The sequence below is a fragment of the Rhodospirillales bacterium genome, assembly GCA_016712595.1.
GTDB lineage: Bacteria > Pseudomonadota > Alphaproteobacteria > Rhodospirillales > Defluviicoccaceae > Defluviicoccus.
Window position 1 is genome coordinate 372,847 of record JADJQT010000002.1, and the last position, 20,755, is coordinate 393,601.

16 protein-coding genes and 1 tRNA gene are annotated in these 20,755 nt (G+C 64.4%); 7 read left to right on the forward strand and 10 right to left on the reverse strand.

Annotated elements, in window-relative coordinates:
* The first annotated feature begins 221 nt into the window (after window positions 1-221).
* The 5 genes from IPK66_13630 to IPK66_13650 all read left to right on the forward strand — a co-directional run bounded on the left by IPK66_13630 (window position 222) and on the right by IPK66_13650 (window position 7,326).
* Window positions 222-2,813: a PQQ-dependent sugar dehydrogenase gene (locus IPK66_13630; GenBank protein MBK8176256.1), complete on the forward strand. Its 2,592-nt coding sequence runs from the start codon at window positions 222-224 to the stop codon at window positions 2,811-2,813.
* 267 nt (window positions 2,814-3,080) lie between these two features.
* Window positions 3,081-4,580, forward strand: a complete 1,500-nt coding sequence (locus IPK66_13635; GenBank protein ID MBK8176257.1) for a DEAD/DEAH box helicase — start codon at window positions 3,081-3,083, stop codon at window positions 4,578-4,580.
* Between the two features lie 193 nt (window positions 4,581-4,773).
* Window positions 4,774-5,673, forward strand: coding sequence for an SGNH/GDSL hydrolase family protein (locus IPK66_13640; GenBank protein ID MBK8176258.1), 900 nt, complete (start codon window positions 4,774-4,776; stop codon window positions 5,671-5,673).
* A gap of 174 nt (window positions 5,674-5,847) precedes the next feature.
* Window positions 5,848-6,234: a PRC-barrel domain-containing protein gene (locus IPK66_13645; protein ID MBK8176259.1), complete on the forward strand. Its 387-nt coding sequence runs from the start codon at window positions 5,848-5,850 to the stop codon at window positions 6,232-6,234.
* A 420-nt stretch (window positions 6,235-6,654) separates the two neighbouring features.
* The gene (locus IPK66_13650; protein ID MBK8176260.1) at window positions 6,655-7,326 is read left to right on the forward strand and encodes a hypothetical protein; all 672 of its coding nucleotides are present in this window, start codon (window positions 6,655-6,657) and stop codon (window positions 7,324-7,326) included.
* A 21-nt stretch (window positions 7,327-7,347) separates the two neighbouring features.
* Here IPK66_13650 and IPK66_13655 read toward each other — a convergent pair whose 3' ends face one another.
* From IPK66_13655 to hemC, 9 genes are all read right to left on the reverse strand, one after another.
* Window positions 7,348-7,986, reverse strand: coding sequence for an NAAT family transporter (locus IPK66_13655; GenBank protein ID MBK8176261.1), 639 nt, complete (start codon window positions 7,984-7,986; stop codon window positions 7,348-7,350).
* 366 nt (window positions 7,987-8,352) lie between these two features.
* Window positions 8,353-9,468 (reverse strand): osmoprotectant NAGGN system M42 family peptidase, encoded by a 1,116-nt coding sequence (locus IPK66_13660; GenBank protein ID MBK8176262.1) that lies wholly within the window; start codon window positions 9,466-9,468, stop codon window positions 8,353-8,355.
* 14 nt (window positions 9,469-9,482) lie between these two features.
* The gene (gene ngg, locus IPK66_13665; GenBank protein MBK8176263.1) at window positions 9,483-11,204 is read right to left on the reverse strand and encodes an N-acetylglutaminylglutamine synthetase; all 1,722 of its coding nucleotides are present in this window, start codon (window positions 11,202-11,204) and stop codon (window positions 9,483-9,485) included.
* A 33-nt stretch (window positions 11,205-11,237) separates the two neighbouring features.
* Entirely contained in the window at window positions 11,238-13,016 is a 1,779-nt protein-coding gene (locus IPK66_13670; protein ID MBK8176264.1) for an N-acetylglutaminylglutamine amidotransferase, read from the reverse strand.
* 392 nt (window positions 13,017-13,408) lie between these two features.
* Window positions 13,409-13,483, reverse strand: a tRNA-Thr gene (locus tag IPK66_13675).
* Between the two features lie 155 nt (window positions 13,484-13,638).
* The gene (locus tag IPK66_13680) at window positions 13,639-14,901 is read right to left on the reverse strand and encodes a tetratricopeptide repeat protein (protein ID MBK8176265.1); all 1,263 of its coding nucleotides are present in this window, start codon (window positions 14,899-14,901) and stop codon (window positions 13,639-13,641) included.
* Window positions 14,902-14,905: 4 nt separating this feature from the next.
* Window positions 14,906-16,003: a hypothetical protein gene (locus tag IPK66_13685; protein MBK8176266.1), complete on the reverse strand. Its 1,098-nt coding sequence runs from the start codon at window positions 16,001-16,003 to the stop codon at window positions 14,906-14,908.
* Between the two features lie 119 nt (window positions 16,004-16,122).
* Window positions 16,123-16,851, reverse strand: coding sequence for a uroporphyrinogen-III synthase (locus tag IPK66_13690; protein MBK8176267.1), 729 nt, complete (start codon window positions 16,849-16,851; stop codon window positions 16,123-16,125).
* Entirely contained in the window at window positions 16,848-17,774 is a 927-nt protein-coding gene (gene hemC / locus IPK66_13695) for a hydroxymethylbilane synthase (GenBank protein MBK8176268.1), read from the reverse strand. The genes IPK66_13690 and hemC overlap by 4 nt, the downstream gene beginning before the upstream one ends.
* A 164-nt stretch (window positions 17,775-17,938) precedes the next feature.
* On the opposite strand from hemC, the gene tsaD reads away from it, so the two are divergent.
* Window positions 17,939-18,997: a tRNA (adenosine(37)-N6)-threonylcarbamoyltransferase complex transferase subunit TsaD gene (gene tsaD / locus IPK66_13700; GenBank protein ID MBK8176269.1), complete on the forward strand. Its 1,059-nt coding sequence runs from the start codon at window positions 17,939-17,941 to the stop codon at window positions 18,995-18,997.
* Between the two features lie 22 nt (window positions 18,998-19,019).
* Here the strand turns inward: tsaD and pyrE are convergent, their stop codons facing one another.
* A complete protein-coding gene (gene pyrE, locus IPK66_13705; GenBank protein MBK8176270.1) occupies window positions 19,020-19,577 on the reverse strand; it encodes an orotate phosphoribosyltransferase in 558 nt (185 codons plus the stop codon).
* Window positions 19,578-19,876: 299 nt separating this feature from the next.
* Between pyrE and IPK66_13710 the strand changes: the two genes are divergently transcribed.
* Window positions 19,877-20,725, forward strand: coding sequence for an ABC transporter substrate-binding protein (locus IPK66_13710; protein MBK8176271.1), 849 nt, complete (start codon window positions 19,877-19,879; stop codon window positions 20,723-20,725).
* Window positions 20,726-20,755 lie beyond the last annotated feature (30 nt).

The window sequence follows — 20,755 nt, forward strand, 5'->3', positions numbered from 1 at the left end:
CGGCCGGCTGGCACCGCTGGCATCACTGTTGCTGATTTTGCGACCGACGGACGCGCCGCGAGCCCACAGATCGCGCTTTCACTGTGCATGATTTCGATGCGAGATTGCCCCAGGCGGCCCCAGTTGGGCGCTCATCGATCACAGCTCCGGCTGGCCAGGACGCGGGCAGGGTGGGGCCTTGGATCGCCAGTCCGAAGATGCGGACGAGGGAGAGGTCGACAATGCGGGGCGATTGCACGTCGTGCGGCCTGAGCGGCCGCCTGATCAATGGCATACTTCTCGCGGCGCTCGCCGTCGCAATCGGATTGGGCGTTATCGGATTGGGCTCGCCAGCTGCCTGGGCGACCTCAAGCGAGCCTTTGGCGGCGTTCGATGCGCGTCCGGCCAATCCGACTTGCGTTGCCGGCGCGGCGCCATCGCTCGAGGGCACCGTCGCGTTCGAGCCGGCATTTAGCGAAATCGCCGCGCGCCGGCCCTTTGATGTCCGCGTCTCGCCAACCGATACGCAAAGTTACTATTTCATCAGTCGCGACGGGCGAATGTTCGCCTATACGCCGGGCAAGACGCCGGTATTGGCCCTGAACATAACCGACCGCATCGGCATCAATAGTGCCGCCAACGCCTATAGCGAGGGTGGGTCCGAGCAGTGGGGCCTCGTCAGTCTCGCCTTTCACCCCAAGTTCGCGTCCGATCCGGCGCGCCGATGGGTCTTCGTGATTTATAATGGCCGCCAGCAGGCAGAGAGCACGACAACCTCCTATCTCTCTCGATTTACCTTGAATGCGGATGGCGTGACGTTCGACCCCGATTCCGAACTCGTGGTGCTCAAGCTCACCCAGAAGACCGACTGGCTTCATCATTTCGGCAACGTCGCCTTCGGGCCGGATGGCTATCTCTACCTCGGCAGCGGCGACGGCACGCTGAACGGATATCCCTGGTTCCGTGATGTGCCCTCCCAGTTCCGCGATGACCTGCGCGGCAAGCTCCTTCGCCTTGACGTCGACGCCGGCACACCGGCTCAGCCCTACCGCATTCCGCCGGACAATCCGTGGGTTGGGGATGCCGGCTCGCGGCCGGAAATCTATGCCGACGGCCTGCGCAACCCCTGGCGGTTTTCCTTCGACACTCTGACCGGCGAGCTTTGGCTTGGGGATGTCGGCGACGCCCGTTTCGAGGAGATAGACCGTATAGAGGCTGGCGCGAATTATGGATGGCCGGTTTATGATGGAACGCTTTGCCGTCAGTCGAAGTACTGCACGAAACCAGGGCTGACCGCGCCCCTATGGACCATGGATCATAACGGACAATCGATTGCGATCATCGGCGGTATCGTCTATCGAGGAACCGCAATCCCGGCGCTTGCCGGGCGGTTTGTCTTCCAGATTTATGGCAAACGCGAACTCTACGCCCTCAAACGCGACAACGGAAGCTACGTCGCCGAGCGTCTGCTCGGCACGTCGCCCAACATCAGCGCGTTTTTCGCCGACGCCGAAGGTGAACTCTACGGCGTCGAGCGCACGGGGCAGATCTATAAGCTGGTCCCGTCGACGACGAGGGCCGGGACGGCAATCCCGCGCCTGTTGTCGCACACTGGCTGCGTGCGCAGGACCAATCCGCACATCGCCGCGCAAGGACTAATCCCCTACACGGTGAATACGGAACTGTGGTCGGACGGCGCGGCGAAGCGCCGATGGGTGGCGCTGCCCGACGGTGCGAGCATCGGCATAAAGGCTGACGGCGACTTTGACTTTCCCGTCGGCACGGTCCTGATGAAGATGTTCTCGTTAGGCGGTAACGCCGTCGAGACCCGGCTGCTCAAACATCACGACGACGGGTCGTGGGCCGGGTACACGTATCAGTGGCTAAGCGACGGCAGCGACGCGGTTCTCGTGCCGAGCGCCGGGCGCACCATCTATGTCGAAACCAGCCCCGGCAAGTTCTTGCGCTGGCGCCTGCCCAGTCGCGGTGAATGCCTGATCTGCCATACCTCGGCAGCGAACTATGCGCTGGGGCCGGAAGTGGCGCAGCTCAACGGCTTTTACCGTTATCCGAATGTTGGGCGAACGGGCCATCAACTGGTGACCTGGGACCACATCGGGCTGTTCTCCGCCGGATTACCCGGGCCAGTCGCCGATTTGCCGGCGCTGGCTGCGCCATTTCAGATCGGGGCATCGCCGGTTCAGCGCGCACGCAGCTACCTGCACGCCAATTGTTCCATTTGCCATCGCCCCGGAGTCGACACCCGGGCGGCGATGGACCTGCGGTTCGCCACTGGCACGATCGCGATGAAGGTCTGCAATGTCGCGCCGCGGATCGACGATCTCGATATCGCGGGGGCGAAGCTGCTCGCGCCGACGGACCCGGCGGCGTCGATCCTCGCCGTCCGCATGTCGCGCCGCGGCGCGGGCCAGATGCCGCCGCTGGCAACGAATCTCGTCGACAACGCCCACCTGATGATCGAGAACTGGATCGCCCTTCACGACGTTTGCAATCCTGACGTCGACAACGACGCGGACGGGGTGCCGAATCGCGCCGACAACTGCACGAACGTGGCCAACGCCGGGCAATGGGATGGCGATCACGATGGTTTCGGCGATCGCTGCGACGGCGATTTCAACAATGACGGTATCGCCGATGACACCGACAGAGCCATGCTTCTCGCTGCGCGTGGCGCTGTCTTCGGCAATCCGGATTACAGGTCGATGCTGGACTTCAATCTCGATGGCCGCATCGACGCCGAGGATGTCGACTACTTCGACGCCAACCTCATGGGCAAGCCGCCCGGGTTGTCGTTCCTGCGTGTAAAGCACTGACGCAAATCCCCGCCGGCCGATTACAGCGGGTTTCGCTTGACGGATCGACGCTGAACCCTCACATAGAGGAGAGCCTTCGAGGTCGAATTCGGCCTCGGCGCATCGCGATCAAGGCTCGTACAAACGAGCCGCCGATGTTTTCGTGCGACACTCCGATCCTGACGGCAACGCGCACAAGCGCGGATGCTGTGCTGGCATGGTAAGCGTGGCTATCGCGCTTCGCCGAGTGATTCGCCAATTCGTTCCTCAATTGAAAGTCATGGTTCCTTGACGACCTTCGCCGACCTCGGCCTTGGCGCGCCCCTCCTTGAGATGCTGGCCGCCGAAAACTATACCCAGCCCACGCCCATCCAGGCGCAGGCGATCCCCCATGTCCTTGCTTCCCGTGACCTGATCGGCATTGCCCAGACGGGCACCGGTAAAACCGCGGCGTTCGCCCTTCCGATGCTGCAGCGCCTGTCGGCGCAGAATCGCCGGCCACCACGGCGCGGGTGCCGCGCCCTCGTGCTCGCGCCGACACGCGAACTGGCCAGTCAGATCAACAATAGCTTTCGCGTCTACGGCCGCCATCTGAGGCTGACGTCTACCGTCGTCTTCGGCGGCGTGAGTGCCGTGCCGCAGATCCGTGCGCTTGCCGCTGGCGTTGACATTGTTGTCGCCACGCCGGGTCGCCTGCTCGACCATCTCGACCAGCGCAATATCCTGCTCGATCAGATCGAGGTTCTCGTTCTCGACGAGGTCGATCGGATGCTGGATATGGGCTTCATTCAACCAGTCCGCCGGATTGGCCGCGCCTCTGCGCCCGACCGGCAAACGCTGTTATTCTCCGCGACCATGCCGGACGAGATCCGCAAGCTGGCGGCGGAGTTCCTCAACGATCCCGTCGAGATCGCGGTGGCCCCGGTGGCGAGTACCGCCGAGCGCGTCGAGCAGCGGGTCATCCACGTCGACGCGCGCAGCAAGCCGGCGCTGCTTGCGAACCTGCTGACCTGCGATCGCTCGATCGAGCGTGCCCTCGTTTTCACCCGCACCAAGCGCGGGGCCGATCGCGTCAGCCGGCATCTTGCCGCCTCTGGCGTCGTTGCCGCGGCGATCCACGGAAACAAGTCGCAAGGACAGCGGGAGCAGGCGCTGTCTGCCTTCCGCTCCGGCCGCGCCCGCGTGCTTGTCGCCACCGACATCGCCGCCCGCGGCATTGATGTCGATGGCGTAACTCACGTGATCAACTTCGAGCTTCCCAACATTCCGGAAAGCTACGTGCATCGAATTGGCCGGACAGCACGGGCCGGGGCCGCCGGCATGGCGATTTCGTTTTGCGACGCCGAAGAGCGGGCGCACTTGCGCGGCATCGAAACCCTGATCCGCCAGCGTCTCGCGCCGCATGATCATAGCGGCGCACCGGTCGCGTTCACACCATCGATCGAGACACAGGAATCGCGGCGGCCTGCCAGTCCTGTTCGCACCCCCCGACAATCCATCGGCAAGGGAGCGGGCGAGCGTAACGCATCCGTGGGGCGCAGCGGCACGCAGGGGAAGGTTGCTAAACCGGCCGGTCCCCGCTCGACGGGCCGGCCAGCCGCGGGCGCGCCGGCAAAGACGCGAGCAGACGCGGCACCGACGGATCTGTCCAACGTTCGTTTCCTCGCTGCACCAAAATCGCCGCGTGTTTCAAACGGCCCCCGCCCGGCGGAGGGCGGCCAGACCGGCCGGTCGGGTGAGGTGGGTCGTTCTCATCCTAAGCGGCGGCAACGTGCCGGCGGTCGCTGACGCCGCGTTCCCACGACCCTGACAAAAGAGCGACGGCGCGTCCATGCGACGACGCGTCGTTTCTCGTGGGCGACCGGATGAAGCGCTGGCCGGGCGCGAGCGGCACGCGCATGCCGCCTCTGCGGTAAAGCGGTGCTTGCCTGACGCCCCTGCGGTTCCGATCTCCTTGAGTCGGAGCAGAAGGGGAACTGGTGTGCACGTACCGCAGCGCGCCGTCCGGCGAGCGTCGCTCTTGCTCGCGGCCATCATCCTTACAATGCTCTGCGCATCCTGGGCGCGCGCGGCGTCGTTCGACGGCCTCGTTGTTTTCGGTGACAGCCTTTCGGATACGGGCAACGTCGGGCGATTTTCCGACGGCCCTTTATGGGTCGAATTTATCGCCGATCGTCTCGGGGTGGACCTGCGGCCGTCTCGCCTTGGCGGTACGAATTACGCGACGGCCGGAGCGCACACCCACGGCGGTCCGGCGGACGTTCGCGCGCAGGTTCATGCTTTCCTTGCGGCCCAAGGCGAGGGTGGGGGCGTGCCTGCAAGTGCGCTTTACATCGTCTACGCCGGCGCCAACAACCTGCTCGCCGGAGGTTGCGGCGCCGGGCGCGATGCAGCGGCACGGACGGCCGCCGCAGCCTTGCACGCCAGCATCGAAGACTTGGCCACTGCCGGCGCCCGCTACGTCGTTGTTCCCAATTTGCCCGACCTCGGACTTACGCCGGTCGCCCGCGAGCGGGGAGCGGCGTGCGCCAGAGAGTTCCACCGGCTGACCATGCTCTTCAACGCCGCGCTCGAGGAAGGACTCGAGTCACTCGAAGCCGGCCACCCGCTGACGGTCATGAGGCTCAACGTCTTCGCCTTGTCGCGATCCCTGGTGGCAGGCGATCGGTCGGGCCAGCCCACAGCGTTCGATAACGTCACCCGCCCGTGTCTGGACGATCAACTGGCCGATGGTCGCAACGAAGAGAGGGAGCGGGCCTGCGCCGGTTCTCTGTTCTGGGATCATCTGCATCCGAGTTCCGCGGCGCATCGCCTTTTGGCAGAGGCGACGCTCGCCATCCTGGGGTTGCCCGATGCGCCGTTGGGCTTTTCCCCGCAATAATGTTTCTATTATGTTCTTTTTTGGCTTATCGGGTGTGACGGCCATCACAGGCAGGCGGTGAGAAGAGACGTTTGGGGACCATCTTGGGGCGTCCCGGCTCGCGGGACGAGCAAGGAACCTCTCGTTGAAAGCAACGTTTGTCTCACACCGCTTCAACTGAAAGGCAGATTTGAGATGTCGATGAATCAGACGGAAGGCTATGGTCAACAGGAAAGCTTCGACGTGATCGCGGCGGACAAAGTCGAAGGAACCAGCGTCTATAATATGTCCGGCGATAAGGTTGGATCGATCAAGAACGTGATGATCGACAAGACTTCAGGACGGGTCGTATACGCAACGATGTCCTATGGCGGTGTCCTTGGCGTCGGTGCCAAGTACCATGCGCTTCCTTGGGGTATCTTGAATTACAACGCTGACCTTGGCGGCTACCAGATCGACATCGATCGTGACAAGCTTGAGCACGGTCCGGTGACGACGGAAGAAGAGCTCGCCTCGAACGCGCAAAACCGTGACTGGGGCCGTAGGGTCTACGATTACTACGGTTCCTCCTGGACGGCTTAGGCCGTCTCGCGCGCGGGGAGTGGTGACTCACGCACCTCCCCGTGCGCTCGATTCTCCCGCTCCGAAGCATTGCGGCGACGAACGCGCTTCCCCCCGATAAAACGGCTCACGCCTCCGACGGCATGGCACCTGGCGTGCCGGACAATCGCCCGACGATCTCCGCGGCTAGGCGGCATTTTCACAAAATCATGATAAGGTGGCGTCACACCACCTGCTTGCACTGAACTGACAAAGCAGGTCTAGACGATAATACGAGGGTCCGCGGCGAAACGCGGAGCGCACACTCGTTGCTTGGGGAGTGGGGAAGATGCTCCTGGGATACTGCATCGACAATCAGTTTGCGGACGGTCTCGTCTGCACAAGGCAAGATCTCTGTGCTCGACGTGGGCTCACGACTGCGAACGGCGAGGGGGGGAGTTCATGCGCCTAGCTATCGCGCGTCCGAAACTCTCGCTCGGACAGTTCAACAGCTATCGGTTTTTTAGTCTGCTGATGGCATTACTGCTGCTGCTGATCAGCTCGACGTTCGTTGGAAGCGAGATAGGCGATCGGTTCGTTCTCGGGGTGCTGTTCGCGATCGTGTTGTTCGCGGCGTGCGGCGCGGCCAGCACGCGGCGACGTGAACGATGGCTGGCGGGGGCCCTGGCGCTGGCAAGCAGCATTGTCATCTTGTCCGGCCTTCTGCTCCAAATGCGCGTGATCTATGTTCCGGCCTTGGCGCTGTTCACCGTGTATCTGGCCTACACGATCCACGTGGTTCTTCGGCGCATGATCACCACCACCCAGATCGACGCGGATATTCTTTGCGGCGCCGCAGCGATTTACCTTCTTCTGGGGGTCGCGTGGGCAGTAACATACTGGATAATTTATGAAATAGATAAGGGCAGTTTTACGGCGATTTCGGCGCTCGGCCGGCCGCCGTTTACATTTAATGATTTTAATTATTACAGCTTAAGCTGCCTAACCAGTCTCGGTATGGGTGATATTTCGCCAATCAACCGTTTTGCCAGAATATGGACGACGCTTGAGACGATTACCGGTAACCTTTACATCGCTGTTCTTGTCGCGAGACTGGTCAGTCTTTACCGTTAAGCGCCCGGATCTCGTCCGCGTCTAACCCGCGAGGCCCGGCAGCATGCCCTTCAAGCCGCTGGCCAGCATCCCCATGGCAATCGCGGCCAGAACCATGCCCATCACCCGCGTGACAACCCCCATTCCTGATTCTCCCAATTTCTTCGACAGCGGGCCACCGAAGTGGAACATCAGGCCGCTTAACGCTGCCAGCGCCAGAATGACGACGGAAATCTCCACTTTGCTGAGCGCCGCCGGGTGCTGCTGGGTGGCGACGAGCACCGCCGCCATCGCCCCTGGCCCGGCGACGATCGGGATCGCCATCGGCACAACCGCGATGGAGGCCTTCTGTTTCGCATCCTCCAGTTCGGTTTCGGAATGCTTGTGCTCAGAACTGTTTGAAAGCATGTGAAGGCCAATCAGGAGCACGATGATTCCGCCGGCGGCGAGCAGAGAATCAACGGTGATGCCGAAGAATTCGAGAAACAGTGAGCCGCCCCAGGTGACGATAAGTAGGGTGATCGCGACCGCGATGGCGCACGTCCAGGCGATCCGCTTCGCCTCGGCGGGCGGCCGGTCCGATGTCATTCCCGCAAAGACTCCGACATTGCCAATGGGGTTCATCATCGAGAAAAGAGCTGCGATGAAGCTGGTCAGTTCGGCTTCTGGCAACATGGACATGCCTCCGTTGGAACTGATTGCGAGTGTTTCGGTTGTATAAGTGGACAGCGTAACTTAGCCCAAAGCGATCATCCGGTTGGCGATCGTGATTCTATTGGAGTGCCTTATGGAAACCCGACGAGCCACGACGAGCAGTTCACGTGCGCAGGCCAATCGGGTCCCCGGTTCATTCAGCGCAAGTGAGCCGGATCATTGGTTCCTTCGCGCGCTGTTCATCCCGGCTGTGGCGCGGGCGTTCCAGCGACTGCAAGCCGCGATCGAATCTCTCGGACGTAACCCCTTTCCCCCTGCGTCTTCGGCCGCTCCGCCGGCCCGCCCGCCCGAGGACGGTCGTCATTTGGAGCCGATGCCCTCCGACACGCTCCCTCAACCCGTCGGCAAGTCGCCGGCAGGACCGATCGAGGCCGCGTCACGGGCAAAGAGCGGTGGGCGCTGCATATAGAGCGCGAGCAGTTGGGCCAGCGCCTCGATCGAATCAACGTGCGTGCGCTCATAGCCGTGAGAGGAATCGAGCGCGAAACACAAGAGCGCCGTGCGGATATCGTTGCCGGCTTCGACCGCCGCCGCGGCATCGCTCCGGTACCAACGGAACACGTCACGGCTGAAGGGGACATCGTGCGTCTGACAGAGCTCGATCAGGCTGCGGGTAAGGTGCCAGTCGAACGGGCCGCTCGAATCCTGCATGGCGATGGTCACGCCGTACTCGCACGTGTTCTGACCGGGGGCGATGGTCCCGTTGTCAATGGAGACGAGCTCGGCGACGTCGCCGTGAAGGACGTGGGAGGCCCCCACACCCACCTCCTCGGAGATGGTGAACAGGAGATGGCAGTCCATCAGCAAGCTAATTCCGCCATCGCGGATCGATTTTGCCGCGGCGAGCACTGCCGCCACGCCGGCCTTGTCATCAAGATGGCGCGAATTGATGAAGCCGTTGTCATTGAACTCCGGCTGCGGGTCGACGGCGATGGTATCGCCGATCTCGATGCCAGCGGCGGCGACGCCGGCGGGATCGCTCACGCGCTCATCCAAGCGGAATTCGAGGTTGGTCCACGAGATCGGCTGCGTATCGACGTCATCGTGGAAGACGTGGCCCGAGGCTTTCAGCGGCAGGAACGTGCCGCGAATGCGCCGATTATCGGACGCGAAGACGGTCGCGCGCGCGCCTTCGGCAAATCGCGCCGACCAGGTGCCAATTGGCACCACTTCGAGACGGCCGTTTGGCAGAACACCCTTGACCATCGCACCCAGGGTATCGAGGTGAGAGACGATCGCCCGGTCCGGACTGTATTGGACACCACGCATGTCGGCGCGAATAGCGCCACGACGCGTCAGCTTATAAGGAATGTCGAGGGCGTCCAGTTGCGAGCAGACGAACCTCACCGCGGCATCGGTCATGCCCGTCGGGCTCGGAATCTGCAAAAGGGACGACAAGGTTTCGAGCAGGTAGGCGCGTTCGATTTGGGGGGTGAGCAGCTCTGTCATGGTGCCGTTTCGTGTCAATGGCGCCGTGCGCCGCGCGTTTGCGGAAAGAGAAGGTCAATGAACCGCTCGGCGGTCGGCTGGGGCTCGTGGTTGGCGAGGCCCGGCCTCTCGTTGGCCTCAATGATGACGTAGTCCGCGCCACCGACATCGGGAACGAGAAAATCGAAGCCGACGACGGGAATGTCAAGCACGGCCGCCGCCTTTTCCGCGGCCTGGCGCAATTCCGGATGGAGGTTGGCGGTCTCGTCGTGAATGGTCCCGCCAGTGTGGAGGTTCGCCGTCTTGCGAACTGCGAGGCCCTCGCCCGCCGGCAGGATATCTCCCATCTCGTACCCGCGGGCGCGCACGCAGCGTTCGGTCTCGGCGTCGAGCGGAATGCGGCTTTCGCCTCGGGTTGCGGCGGCGCGGCGGCGGCTCTGGCTGCCGATCAGATCGGCGATCGTCCTTATGCCGTCGCCTACGATCATCGCCGGCTTGCGAACCGCGCCGGCGACGACCGCGCCATCGATGACGATGATCCTAAGATCCTCGCCGGCGACGAATTGCTCGATCAGGACCTTGTCGCACAGCTTGCGGGCGGCCTTGATTGACTCGCGAACTTCGGTGAGCGAGCGCAGGTCGACCTGTACGCCGCGGCCCTGCTCCCCCTGCGCCGGTTTGACGACGACGCGCCCGTATTTGCCAAAGAAATTGCGGACGTCCTCATCGCTGGTGACCACAAGTTGGTCCGCAACCCTCAGTCCTGCGGCGGATAGGAGGCGGCGGGTCAATGCCTTGTCGTCGCAGCGCGACAAGGCGACGGCGCTGGTCAGATCGCTCAATGATTCCCGGCAGGCGATCGAGCGTCCGCCGAGCACAAGCCTGAAGATCCCGGCGGCGGCGTCCTCGATTTCGACGGCGATTCCCCGCCGGCGCGCTTCATCGACGATGATTTGCGCATAGATATTCAACTGATCTTCCGGCGTTTCGCCGACGAATAGCTTCTCATTGATCGGGTTTTTCTTTTTCATGCAGAACACGGGCACCTGAACGAAGCCCAGCTTGCGGTAAAGCGTGATCGCCTCTTCATTGTCGCAGAGCACCGAGAGGTCCATGAAGGAGCGGCCGCGCGCCTGAAATTCGGCGGCCAGCGCCACGGTAAGCTGTTGGCCGAGGCACGGCGCTTGGGCTTGCGGATCGACGGCGAGTGCCCACAGGCTCGAGCCGTTCTTCGGATCACCGAAGGCGGCGACGTGATCGATCCCCATGACCACGCCGCAGATGTGCTCGTTCACCGCATCGATCGCGACGAGGAGCGTGACCGCCGTGCCAGAAAGACCGGCCAAAAAGCCGTCGTGGAGCGGGACCATGCCGCGGGCGGCGTAAATGCGGTTGATCTCCGCCTCGTCGTTGCTGTCGGCGCACGCTGGGCGGATCTGGTCGAAGGCCGCTGGTGAGGCGAAGGCATCGAGCGTAAGGCGCAGCGTGTGTGACGGGTCGAGAAACAGCGTCAACGGAGCCCGCGCGAGGACCACGTGCGGTTCGGTCACGTAGAAGGCCACGTCGCGCCGGCCCTCTTCTTCGTGCTCCAGCGTGCGCGCAAGGTCGCGGGCATTGGCGAACGTCGATGCGAAAATAAGCCGGCCCCAGCCACAGTCGAGCGCGACGTTGTGCCGCGATCCGCTTGCGGCGGACGGGGGGGCCGGCGGTCGGTCGGTGCGATTACGCTCGGTGTTGGCGTCGTGTTTCAAGGTCACGCTCGGAACTCCTCGCTCATGGGTGGCGATCGATCAGACGTGATGGGATTGCAGCCACATCTCCAAAAGCGCGATCTGCCAGAGCTTGGAGCCGCGCAGCCGCGTGATATGGGCTTTCGGATCGGCGAGCAGTGTGGCGACGTATCCAGGCTTGAAGAGGCCGCGCTCGCGTGCTGGGCGGCTGGCGAAGACGTCAGCGATCATCTCGAGGGTCGGGCCCTCAATGTACTTCAGCGCCGGCACTGGAAAATACCCCTTCGGCCGGTCGATCACCTCTGCGGGAATGATCCGGCGGCCAACGTCCTTGAGAATTCCCTTGCCGTCCTGGGCAAGCTTGAGTTCGGCGGGAACGCGAGCCGCCAATTCCACCAGTTCATGGTCGAGAAACGGCACGCGTGCCTCGAGGCCCCAGGCCATCGTCATATTGTCGACGCGCTTGACCGGATCGTCGATCAGCATCACCGTCGCGTCCAGGCGCAGCGCCTTGTCGATCGGCCGGTCGGCGCCGGGTCTCGCGAACGCGTCGGCGACGAAATTCCGGCTCCAGTCCGCTCCGACGTGTCCGGGCTCGATGACCTCGGCGAATTCGTCGTGATCGCGATCGAAAAAGGCGAGGGCGTAGTCCTCGACGGCGTTGTTGCTTCGCATCATCGGCGGGTACCAGTGATAGCCCGCAAATGTTTCATCAGCGCCCTGTCCGCTTTGCACCACCTTGACGTGTTTCGCCACCGCCTGGGACAGCAGGAAAAAGCCGACGTTATCGTAGCTGACCATCGGCTCGGACATGGCGGAGATGACCGCCGGCAGCGCGCCGAGAAGCTCCTGCGAGGCGATCATGTTCTTTTCGTGAATGGTGCCGAACCGTTCCGCGATCAAATCGGAATACTGGAACTCGTCGCCCTTCTCGCCGCCGGCTTCCTCGAAACCGATGGAAAACGTCCTCAGGCCGGTCTGCCCTTCCTCGGCGAGGAGGCCGACGATCAGGCTCGAATCGAGGCCGCCGGACAACAGGACCCCGACGGGAACGTCGGCGATCATGCGCCGCCGGACCGCCAGGCGGAGCGTTTCCAGGACCCGCTCCTGCCAGTCCTCGGCCGAGAGCGCAGCTTCTTCGGCGCGCGGCGTGAAGTTCAGGTCCCAATACGTCGTATCGGTCCGGCGCCCGTCAGCCTCGAACGTCGCCACCGTCGCCGGTGGTAGCTTGCGCACGCCCTGAAGGATGGTGAGCGGCGAGGGCACCACCGCGTGGAACGTCATGTACGCATGAAGGGCTGCGTCATCGATCGACGTATCGACATCGCCCGCGGCGAGCAGCGCCGGTAATGACGATGCGAAGCGCAGGCGTTGTCCATCGCGGCTCTGCGCCAGATAGAGTGGCTTGATGCCGAGGCGGTCGCGGGCCAGTACGAGCCGGCCGGTGTCCCGTTCGGCGATGGCGAAGGCGAACATGCCCTGCAGGCGCTTGACGGCCTTCGTGCCCCACGCGTGGTAGGCTTTGAGCAGAACCTCCGTATCCCCATCGGAGAAGAAACGGTAGCCCTTGCCTTCAAGCTCGGCACGAAGGTCCTTGTAGTTGTAAATGCAGCCGTTGAAGGCAATCGACAGGCCGAGTTCCGGATCGGTCATCGGCTGCTGCGCTTTTTCGCTGAGATCGATGATCTTCAGCCGGCGATGGCCGAATGCAACGCGACCTTGGGCGAGAACGCCGCTGCCGTCGGGTCCGCGCGGCTGCATCTGCGCGGCCATGCGAATGACCGCTTCGACCGAGGCGGGAGCCCCGTGAAATGTTACTTCGCCGCAGAGGCCACACATGCGGGCGGGTCCTTTCGGATCAATTCAAGGAAAGCGACTCAAGCAAATCTCGCGAGCCGCGCTGGCCGTGCCAGGGTAAGGCGCAAATAGGATCTGTCAAACCCTAATGATCCCGAGCAACGTCTCGATTTGATTGCCCGTCAAATCCACCCGATTTCAGCGACATACGGACATTTATCGGCGACGAGGCGGGTTATCCGGGCGCACTGCCACGCCTGATCTTCGGCACGATGAGTGGATACGGGCGTTTAAACCACGGTCGCGTGGATCGCTGGTGTCCATACCGCCTCAGTCCAGCCCCAAGGGGGCGCCGATGACTGAACGTCGCGGCGGAGGATTGGTGCCGGAACACCGCGGCATCGGTGCGGATAAGGCGAGGAAGGGATGAAAGGTGGTGCCGCAGGAGGGATTTGAACCCCCGACCCGCGCATTACGAATGCGCTGCTCTACCCCTGAGCTACTGCGGCACGAAATGCGACGCCGATCGCGGCGTCGACGGTTGGCTGCTTCATTTACCGTCGCACGACGAGGGCGTCAACCGTCCCCGGGTCCGGCGCCTCGTTCCATTGCGCGCGCAAGGCATTCCCGGTTCCAAGATCCAGCACGCGCGACCGCGCCGTCGTCAGTTCTGCGTGGGCAGGGGCTCGCTGATAGGATCGACGGTTGCCGTCAACTGCTGCACCCGCGCCATGGACGATGAGGGTGGATTTGCGATGTCCGCGCCGTTCGCGGTCGCGCGCATCAACCAATGGCGCGCCTGCGCCAGATCACCGTGCTCGGCTTCCTCGAGTTCGGCCATGAGACGGCAAATCCGTGGCGATGCGGTCTCGCCGGCGATCGTTTCCAGGTTAGAGCGCGCTTCGCCCCACAGTCGGGCCTCAAGCGCGGCGACAGCTATGGCGATACGGCTTTCCGGATGATCCGGATTAAACGTCGACAACCGCTGCGCCGCCTTCACCTTGGCGATTGCATCGTGGCTTTGCCGTGCCTCCCAGTAAAGCTGGGCGAGATCCGCGTCGGGGCTGAGGCGCCACGTCTGCTCGATCACTTCCGCGGCACGTCCATACCGTCCCGACGCGATCAGCAGCCGAGCGTAGCGCACGGCGCCGGGCGCATAGCTGGAATCGGCCTGAAAGGCTTTCTTGGCAAAGGAGAGAGACGACTCTCCTGCTCCCTCCTCGCTCTGTTTGAGCAGGATTTCGGCGCGTTCACGCGGCGCGTCGCCGGGCGGCAGCAGGTTGAGCGCCAGACGGCGCTTCAGCGTTTCTTCGGCGTCGGCCCAGCGACCGGAGCGCTTTTGCAGGTCGAACAGCATCGCCGTGACCCAGTCATTCTTCGGATTGAGCTGATAGGCCCGCTCCGCCAGACGCAATGCGCCCTCCCAGTCCTCGCGCCGGACTGCCTGCGCCAACAAGCCGCGAACGCCGAGGAACTCGGTGGACGGCTGATTGCGCATGGTGGTGAAGAACCGCTCGGCCGCCTGATCGTCGCCTTGCAATTGAGCGGCCTGCGCCGACAGCAACATGGTCAGCGGTTCGTCATCGAGCAAGGTGACGGCTCGCCGGGCTTGCGTTCCGGCCGCCTCCGCGTCGCCCGCGGCGACGGCGACGAGGCCGCGACTGAGTGCTTCGAAGCCGCGCCGCTGCCGGCGGTTCTTCCGGCCGCGGTCGAGGATGGCGGGTGTGCGTCGCACCGACCACCACAGCCGGTAGAGAAGCGCCACGATGCCGGCAAAGACTAGCAGGGCACCGGCGAAGACCCCGAGGGAGGTCTCGATGCGCCAGCCTTGCCACGTTACCGCCACGTCGCCCGGAACTTCCGCGAACATCGCCGCGATGTACGCGATGATGCCAAGACCGACGACAAGAAATATCCAGCGCAGCATCGTCTTAGCCTTTCGCCGAGGTCAGGCGTGCGATCGCCCGCTGCTGGATGACCGATAGCGCCTCGTTCGCCTGTAAGCGGGTATTCGCTGCCTGCAGCCAGTCTTCGAACGCCGCTGCCGGTGCTCCCTCGAGTTGGTCCAAGGCGTTCACCGCCGTCAGCAGATCGCCATCGCTCAGCGCCGTCTGTGCCTGCGCCAGAATTCCGTCGACACCGCCGGAAGCAACCGCGTTGTCTCCGATGCGACGGACGGTCACGAGCGAGGCCAGCCGACTGACCACCTGTTCGCTCCAGCCATCGCCCTCGACCACCGGTGCGGCCCGTGCCGCGTCGTCCGCCACCGCGGCGAAGCGGTTGCGCAACGCCGCCATCGTCGGAACGCCGTGAGCGGCAATGGGTTCGAGACTCGCTGCCGCCGTGGCGATCGTCGTGTCGTCGCCGCCAAAGGCACGCACCGCCGCGAGTTCGCGTACGAACGGCGTCCCGCTGGCCATGGTGTCGGCCAATTGCCCGACGGCAAGGACGGTGGTTGCCAGCTTCGAGGCGGTTTCGCGCGCGGCGGTCGTGCTCGCCTCCAACGCGCGCAATTGCTGGCCGACGTTGACGGCCATCGCCGCCTGACTTTCGAGCCGGGCGACGCGTTCGCCGATATCCTGGATCATCTCGGGGCTGGTGATCTGGTCGCGCGCCGCGAGCCGGTCGACGGCCTTTTTCACCGCCGATACGCCCTGCTCAAGCGAATCGATGCGCGAGGCCAATGCCTCCAGCGTCTGGCTCAGCTGCTCCTGGCGGGTTGCGACGTCTTCGATCGTCGGACCCATGACCTCGGGCGCTTCATCGTCGTCGTGCTGTAGCCCGGCGATGTATGGCTGCAATAATCCGCGATCATAGGCGTAGTAACCGCCGCCCGCGACCATGGCGAGGATGACGACGAGGATCAGCCAGCCGATGCCGCCTTTCTTGCCGCTCTTGCCGCGCGCCGGTGCTGCCTCGGCCGCGGGTGAAGCTCCGGCCGTGGGGCCGGCGCTGACCGGCCTCGCCGGGGTTCCGCCCTGCGCAGGGGCCGGTGTGCCGGCCGTCTCGGATGGCTGATCGGTATTCATATCGCTGCTTGGCCCCCGTTCCCGGCTCGTCCGTCGTTTTCCGACTTGACCTTAACACTAGCGGTGGAATACCCGGTTTTGGAGAACGAATCCATCAACGAGACGCGTCCTTGCGGTTTTTAGCCGCGCCCGGCAGTCTGGATCGCGGCGATGAGTGCTGCTTGCGTCGGCCGATCAGCGGTTACGACGGCGCGCCAGGGGAGCTCCGCGACCGCGCCTTCGACCGCCGCGCTGAGGCAGAAACAGACGAGATGCCGGGCGTTCGCAGCCGCGTCGTGCGCCTTGAACAAGGTGACGAGGGTCCTTGCCGTGCGGGGGGAGAACACGGCGACACCATCTAGCGTTCGCCGCGCGAGCGCGTCTTGAACGCTCGTCGGCAGGATCGTGGCCACGCGCGCCGTGTAGAGGACATCCCGGCGGTAGCGATAGCCGTGTTTCACCAGTTCGGACTCAAGATCTCCTGCCACGTCCGTCGCGGCTACGTGCAGAAGTCCACCGGCCGTAGGCATGAGCCGGCGCAGAACCAGGTCGGCCAGTGCTGAAACATCGCCGGACGCGCTCTCGACATGGGCGAAACCGGCTTGTCGCGCCGTGCGCGCGGTCGCATCACCGACGGCAAGCAGCGCTACGTTTCGCTCGGTGGTCCGGTGGGCGAGGGCGCGTACACCGTTGGCACTGGTCGCCAGCACCGCCTGAATTCCGCCAAGATCGACGGGTGGGCCATCGATGAAATCGATGCACAGCAGCGGCTCGATCAAGGCATCGATGCCCGCGGCGTGCAAGGCGGCCGCCAGCACCTCGGCGTCCTGCCTGGGACGGGTCACCCAAAGCCTCGGTGCACGGATCATGCGGTGAAAAATCCGGGACCGGCGCGTCCGCGCAATTCTTGTCCGAGATCATCGCCCATCGCTACCGCATCCCGCGCCACGCCACGCCGTTCGCCACGCATCAGCTCTGAGCCGTCCGGCCGCACGACCAGTCCACGCAGATCGAAACCTCCGCTTGAACCGCAGCGGCCGAGGCCGCCGATCGGCGTGCGGCACGAGCCGTCGAGGGCGGCGAGCATGGCGCGTTCCGCCGTCACCTCGATCCGGGCGTGATCGTCGCCGATAGCGGCGAGCCAGTCGACGACCATGGGATCGTCGTCGCGGCAGGTCACGCCGATTGCCCCCTGGCCGACCGCCGGCAGCAATTCGCTTTCGTCGATCGGTGTGCCCGTTCCGCCGAGGCCCAGACGATTGAGGCCGGCGCGGGCGAGCAAGGTTGCCGCGACGGTGCCGTCGGCCACCTTGCGAAGCCGGGTATGCACGTTCCCCCGCAGCGGCGCGATGCGCAGATCGGGACGGCGGGCGAGGAGCTGCGCCTGGCGGCGCGGAGAAGACGTGCCGATTAGCGCGCCGGTGGGCAGGAGGGCTATTCGCCCGACCGATGCGATCAAGACATCTCGCGGGTCCTCGCGGGGCAGCACCGCCGCCAGCACGATGCCGTCGGGAAGAAAGGTCGGCAGATCCTTGACCGAATGCACCGCGAGATCGATGCGCCCGTCCAGCATCGCTTCATCGATTTCCTTGCTGAACAGACCCTTGCCGCCGATTTCGGCGAGAGGTCGGTCGAGCACCTTGTCACCGGTGGTGCGGATGATCATCGTCTCGAACGCATCCGGTGCGCCAAGCGCCGGCACGTGCGCGGCGAGCAGCGCACGGACGGTCTCGGTTTGCGCCAGCGCCAGCGGGCTGCCGCGCGTGCCGATCCGCAGGCGAGCGCCGGTCATCGAATGCGCCGCGCCGGGTCGGCGTCGCGCGCGCCAGACCGGGCCGAGAAGGGTAGGGCGGCGCGTGTGAAGGTGGGCATGGGGAGCGGTGGCTTCGTGTCGCAGTGGTGGTTGGGTCGTGCCGACGGTACTGTGCCGCGAGCGGTGAGGAAAAGGACTTTGCGGTGATCGTCCTCGGCATTGAGACCAGTTGCGATGAAACGGCGGCGGCAGTGGTCCGCGACGACCGTTGCATTCTCAGCGAACTCGTTTACTCGCAGTTGAGCGAGCATCGGCCGTGGGGCGGTGTCGTTCCGGAAGTGGCGGCGCGCGCCCATCTGCAGCGCCTGGATGGGCTGATCGCCCGGGCCGTCGGCGAGGCCGGAATCGGGTTCGCCGATCTCGACGGCGTGGCGGTCACCGGCGGGCCGGGATTGATCGGCGGCGTCATCGTCGGCGTCATGACCGCCAAGGCGATTGCCGCGGTTCATCGGCTGCCCTTCCTCGCCGTCAACCATCTGGAGGGTCACGCGCTGTCGGCGCGGCTGTGCGAGCCGCTGGCGTTTCCCTACCTGCTGCTGCTCGTCTCTGGCGGGCATTGCCAGCTGCTTATCGTCGAGGACGTGGCGCGCTACCGGCGTCTCGGTACCACGGTCGACGACGCGCTGGGCGAGGCGTTCGACAAGGTGGCGAAGATGCTTGGCCTTGGGTATCCGGGTGGTCCGTTGGTCGAGCAGGCGGCGCGCACGGGCGATCCGGCACGCTTTTCCCTGCCGCGACCGATGTACGGCCGGCCCGGCTGCCACTTCTCGTTTTCCGGCCTGAAGACCGCGGTCCGTCACGCGATCGACGGTTTGCCCAGCGGGCCGCGCCGGCCCCAGGACGTGGCCGACCTTTGCGCGGCATTCCAGGTCGTGGCCGCGGATTGCCTCGCCGATCGCGCGCGCAATGCGCTCACCCAGTTCCGCGGCGCGCACGCCGGCGCGCCGGTGCTCGTCGTCGCTGGGGGGGTCGCCGCCAACACCTACCTGCGGACCCGGCTTGCGGACCTGGCCGCCGAACAGGGCGCTCGCCTTATCGCGCCACCGCAGCGGCTGTGCACCGACAATGCCGCGATGATCGCCTGGGCTGGCCTCGAGCGTCTGCAGCGCGGTCTGTGTGACGGCCTCGATTTCGCGCCACGGCCGCGCTGGCCCCTCGATCCTTCGGCGCCGCCCGTCGGGTATGCTGGCGTCAAGGCGTAAACGGCGGACCAATGCGAGCGTCTTAAGCGGTCGCGAGGAAGTCGTCGCGGGTAAAAAGGGCGGAAAAAGCCAGCTTCCGAGCGGCGAAGGCCGCCGCCGCGCCCTCGAGCCGGTCGACGATGGTGATCACCCTCACCACGGCTGCCCCGGCTGCGCTAACCGCATCCGCCGCCATCAGCGCCGAGCCGCCGGTGGTGGTGACGTCCTCGAGAATGACCACGCGCGCGCCAGGCGACAGGTTGCCGTCGATCTGCCGCGCGGTGCCGTGATCCTTCGCCTCCTTGCGCACGAAAAAGCCTTGCAGCGGACGGCGGTCATAGCTTTTGGCACAGACCACGGCGACGATGGGCACCGCGCCCATGACCAGGCCGCCGACGGCCTCGATTGGGTCGTCTCCAATCGATGCCAGCACTGCCTCGGCGATGAGATGGGCGCCCTCGGGATCGAACATCGTGCGCTTCATATCGAAGAACACGCTGCTCTCCCGCCCCGAGGCGAGCGTGAAGGCGCCGCCGGTGAGCAAGGAGCGCTGGCGAATGATCGCCTGCAGGCGCGAACGGACATCGGTCGAAGCGGTCATGAGCGAACCCTGATGGAATTGAACCCGGATGGAACCGATGCGGACCAAGAAGGCAATGCCAGATGGCCTGCACTCGCAAGCCTATCCTGCGCTTTTTTCGCACGCTACTAAAAGCAACCGGCCTCGCTACCCCGGCACGGGGTTGACTCCTCGAGGCAGGTCAACGATGTAGAAACGGGCAAGACATCGGTCCGGGCAGAAGCGCGACGGGATTGGAGGGCGGGCTGAACTTCGATCCGGTAGCCGCTAAGGGAGTCCGTCGGACTATGCGTGTAACAAATCCTTTAACTTCCGTGGACATGGGCGCGACCCCGGCGGGGAATACGGTGCGGATCGGGCTCGACTGGTTCCTCAATCCTGATCATCTGGCGTTCATCGCTGCTCGCGATTGGCCCGATCTTGCCGCTGAACCGCTGACGATTGTGCTCGACGAGCCGAACCAGCACGGCGACGGCTTCGCTGCCCTGGCGGGGGGCGTGTTCGATCTTATCGTGACCGAGCCCTTGACGCTTCTGGAGCCGATGGCAAGCGCGTGCGAGCCGCTTGGCTGCGTCTTTGAGACGTCTGGCGGAATTCTCATCCGCGAAGACCGGTTGAAGAAACTGCGCGCGGGCGAAATCATGCGCATTGCCTCGCCGATGTCCGGTCGCCTGACCGACGGGTTGTGCCGGCGTATCCTTCAGCGGTGGGCCGGGAATCAGGGCGTGGCGATCGCCGAGACGCAGATCGCCGTCGAACAAGCCGACTTTCGCCATGTCGAGAACCTCGAGGCAGGTTTCGATGCGTGCTGGCTTGCGTTTGCCAATATCGAGGCGGTTCAGGCGCGCCAGCGTGGCCTTTCCGTCCGGCTGTTGACTGCGGAGGACGTCGGGCTCCCCGGATTCTCCGCACTCGAACTCGTCGCTCGCAAGGGCCGCTCCGCCGAGGAGATCGCGTTGCATGAGCGGTTTATCGCCGCTCTCGAAGCGGCGGCGCTGAGGTTGCGCGCGGACGAGCAGGCCGCGGTTTCGCTGTGGCAGTCGGCAAGCGGTGAGGGCGGCAGCGATGCGCGCGAGATCGTGATCGCGACGCTCGCATGCCTGAAGGCTCCCGTCGATCGGACGCCCACGCGCTGGCATAGTCTGGAAAGCCTGCTGCTTGAAGCATAAGCGACGATTCGAATTTCACTCTCCTGCGTT

Bases quoted from the DNA above. Each gene is read 5' to 3' on its own strand.
- pyrE (MBK8176270.1), bottom strand. From the start codon at position 19,577: ATGACCGCTTCGACCGATGTCCGTTCGCGCCTGCAGGCGATCATTCGC.
- IPK66_13655 (MBK8176261.1), bottom strand. From the start codon at position 7,986: ATGTCCATGTTGCCAGAAGCCGAACTGACCAGCTTCATCGCAGCTCTT.
- IPK66_13670 (MBK8176264.1), bottom strand. From the start codon at position 13,016: ATGTGTGGCCTCTGCGGCGAAGTAACATTTCACGGGGCTCCCGCCTCG.
- IPK66_13630 (MBK8176256.1), top strand. From the start codon at position 222: ATGCGGGGCGATTGCACGTCGTGCGGCCTGAGCGGCCGCCTGATCAAT.
- IPK66_13645 (MBK8176259.1), top strand. From the start codon at position 5,848: ATGTCGATGAATCAGACGGAAGGCTATGGTCAACAGGAAAGCTTCGAC.
- hemC (MBK8176268.1), bottom strand. From the start codon at position 17,774: ATGACCGGCGCTCGCCTGCGGATCGGCACGCGCGGCAGCCCGCTGGCG.
- IPK66_13710 (MBK8176271.1), top strand. From the start codon at position 19,877: ATGGGCGCGACCCCGGCGGGGAATACGGTGCGGATCGGGCTCGACTGG.
- IPK66_13685 (MBK8176266.1), bottom strand. From the start codon at position 16,003: ATGAATACCGATCAGCCATCCGAGACGGCCGGCACACCGGCCCCTGCG.
- IPK66_13690 (MBK8176267.1), bottom strand. From the start codon at position 16,851: ATGATCCGTGCACCGAGGCTTTGGGTGACCCGTCCCAGGCAGGACGCC.
- IPK66_13660 (MBK8176262.1), bottom strand. From the start codon at position 9,468: ATGACAGAGCTGCTCACCCCCCAAATCGAACGCGCCTACCTGCTCGAA.
- IPK66_13650 (MBK8176260.1), top strand. From the start codon at position 6,655: ATGCGCCTAGCTATCGCGCGTCCGAAACTCTCGCTCGGACAGTTCAAC.
- IPK66_13680 (MBK8176265.1), bottom strand. From the start codon at position 14,901: ATGCTGCGCTGGATATTTCTTGTCGTCGGTCTTGGCATCATCGCGTAC.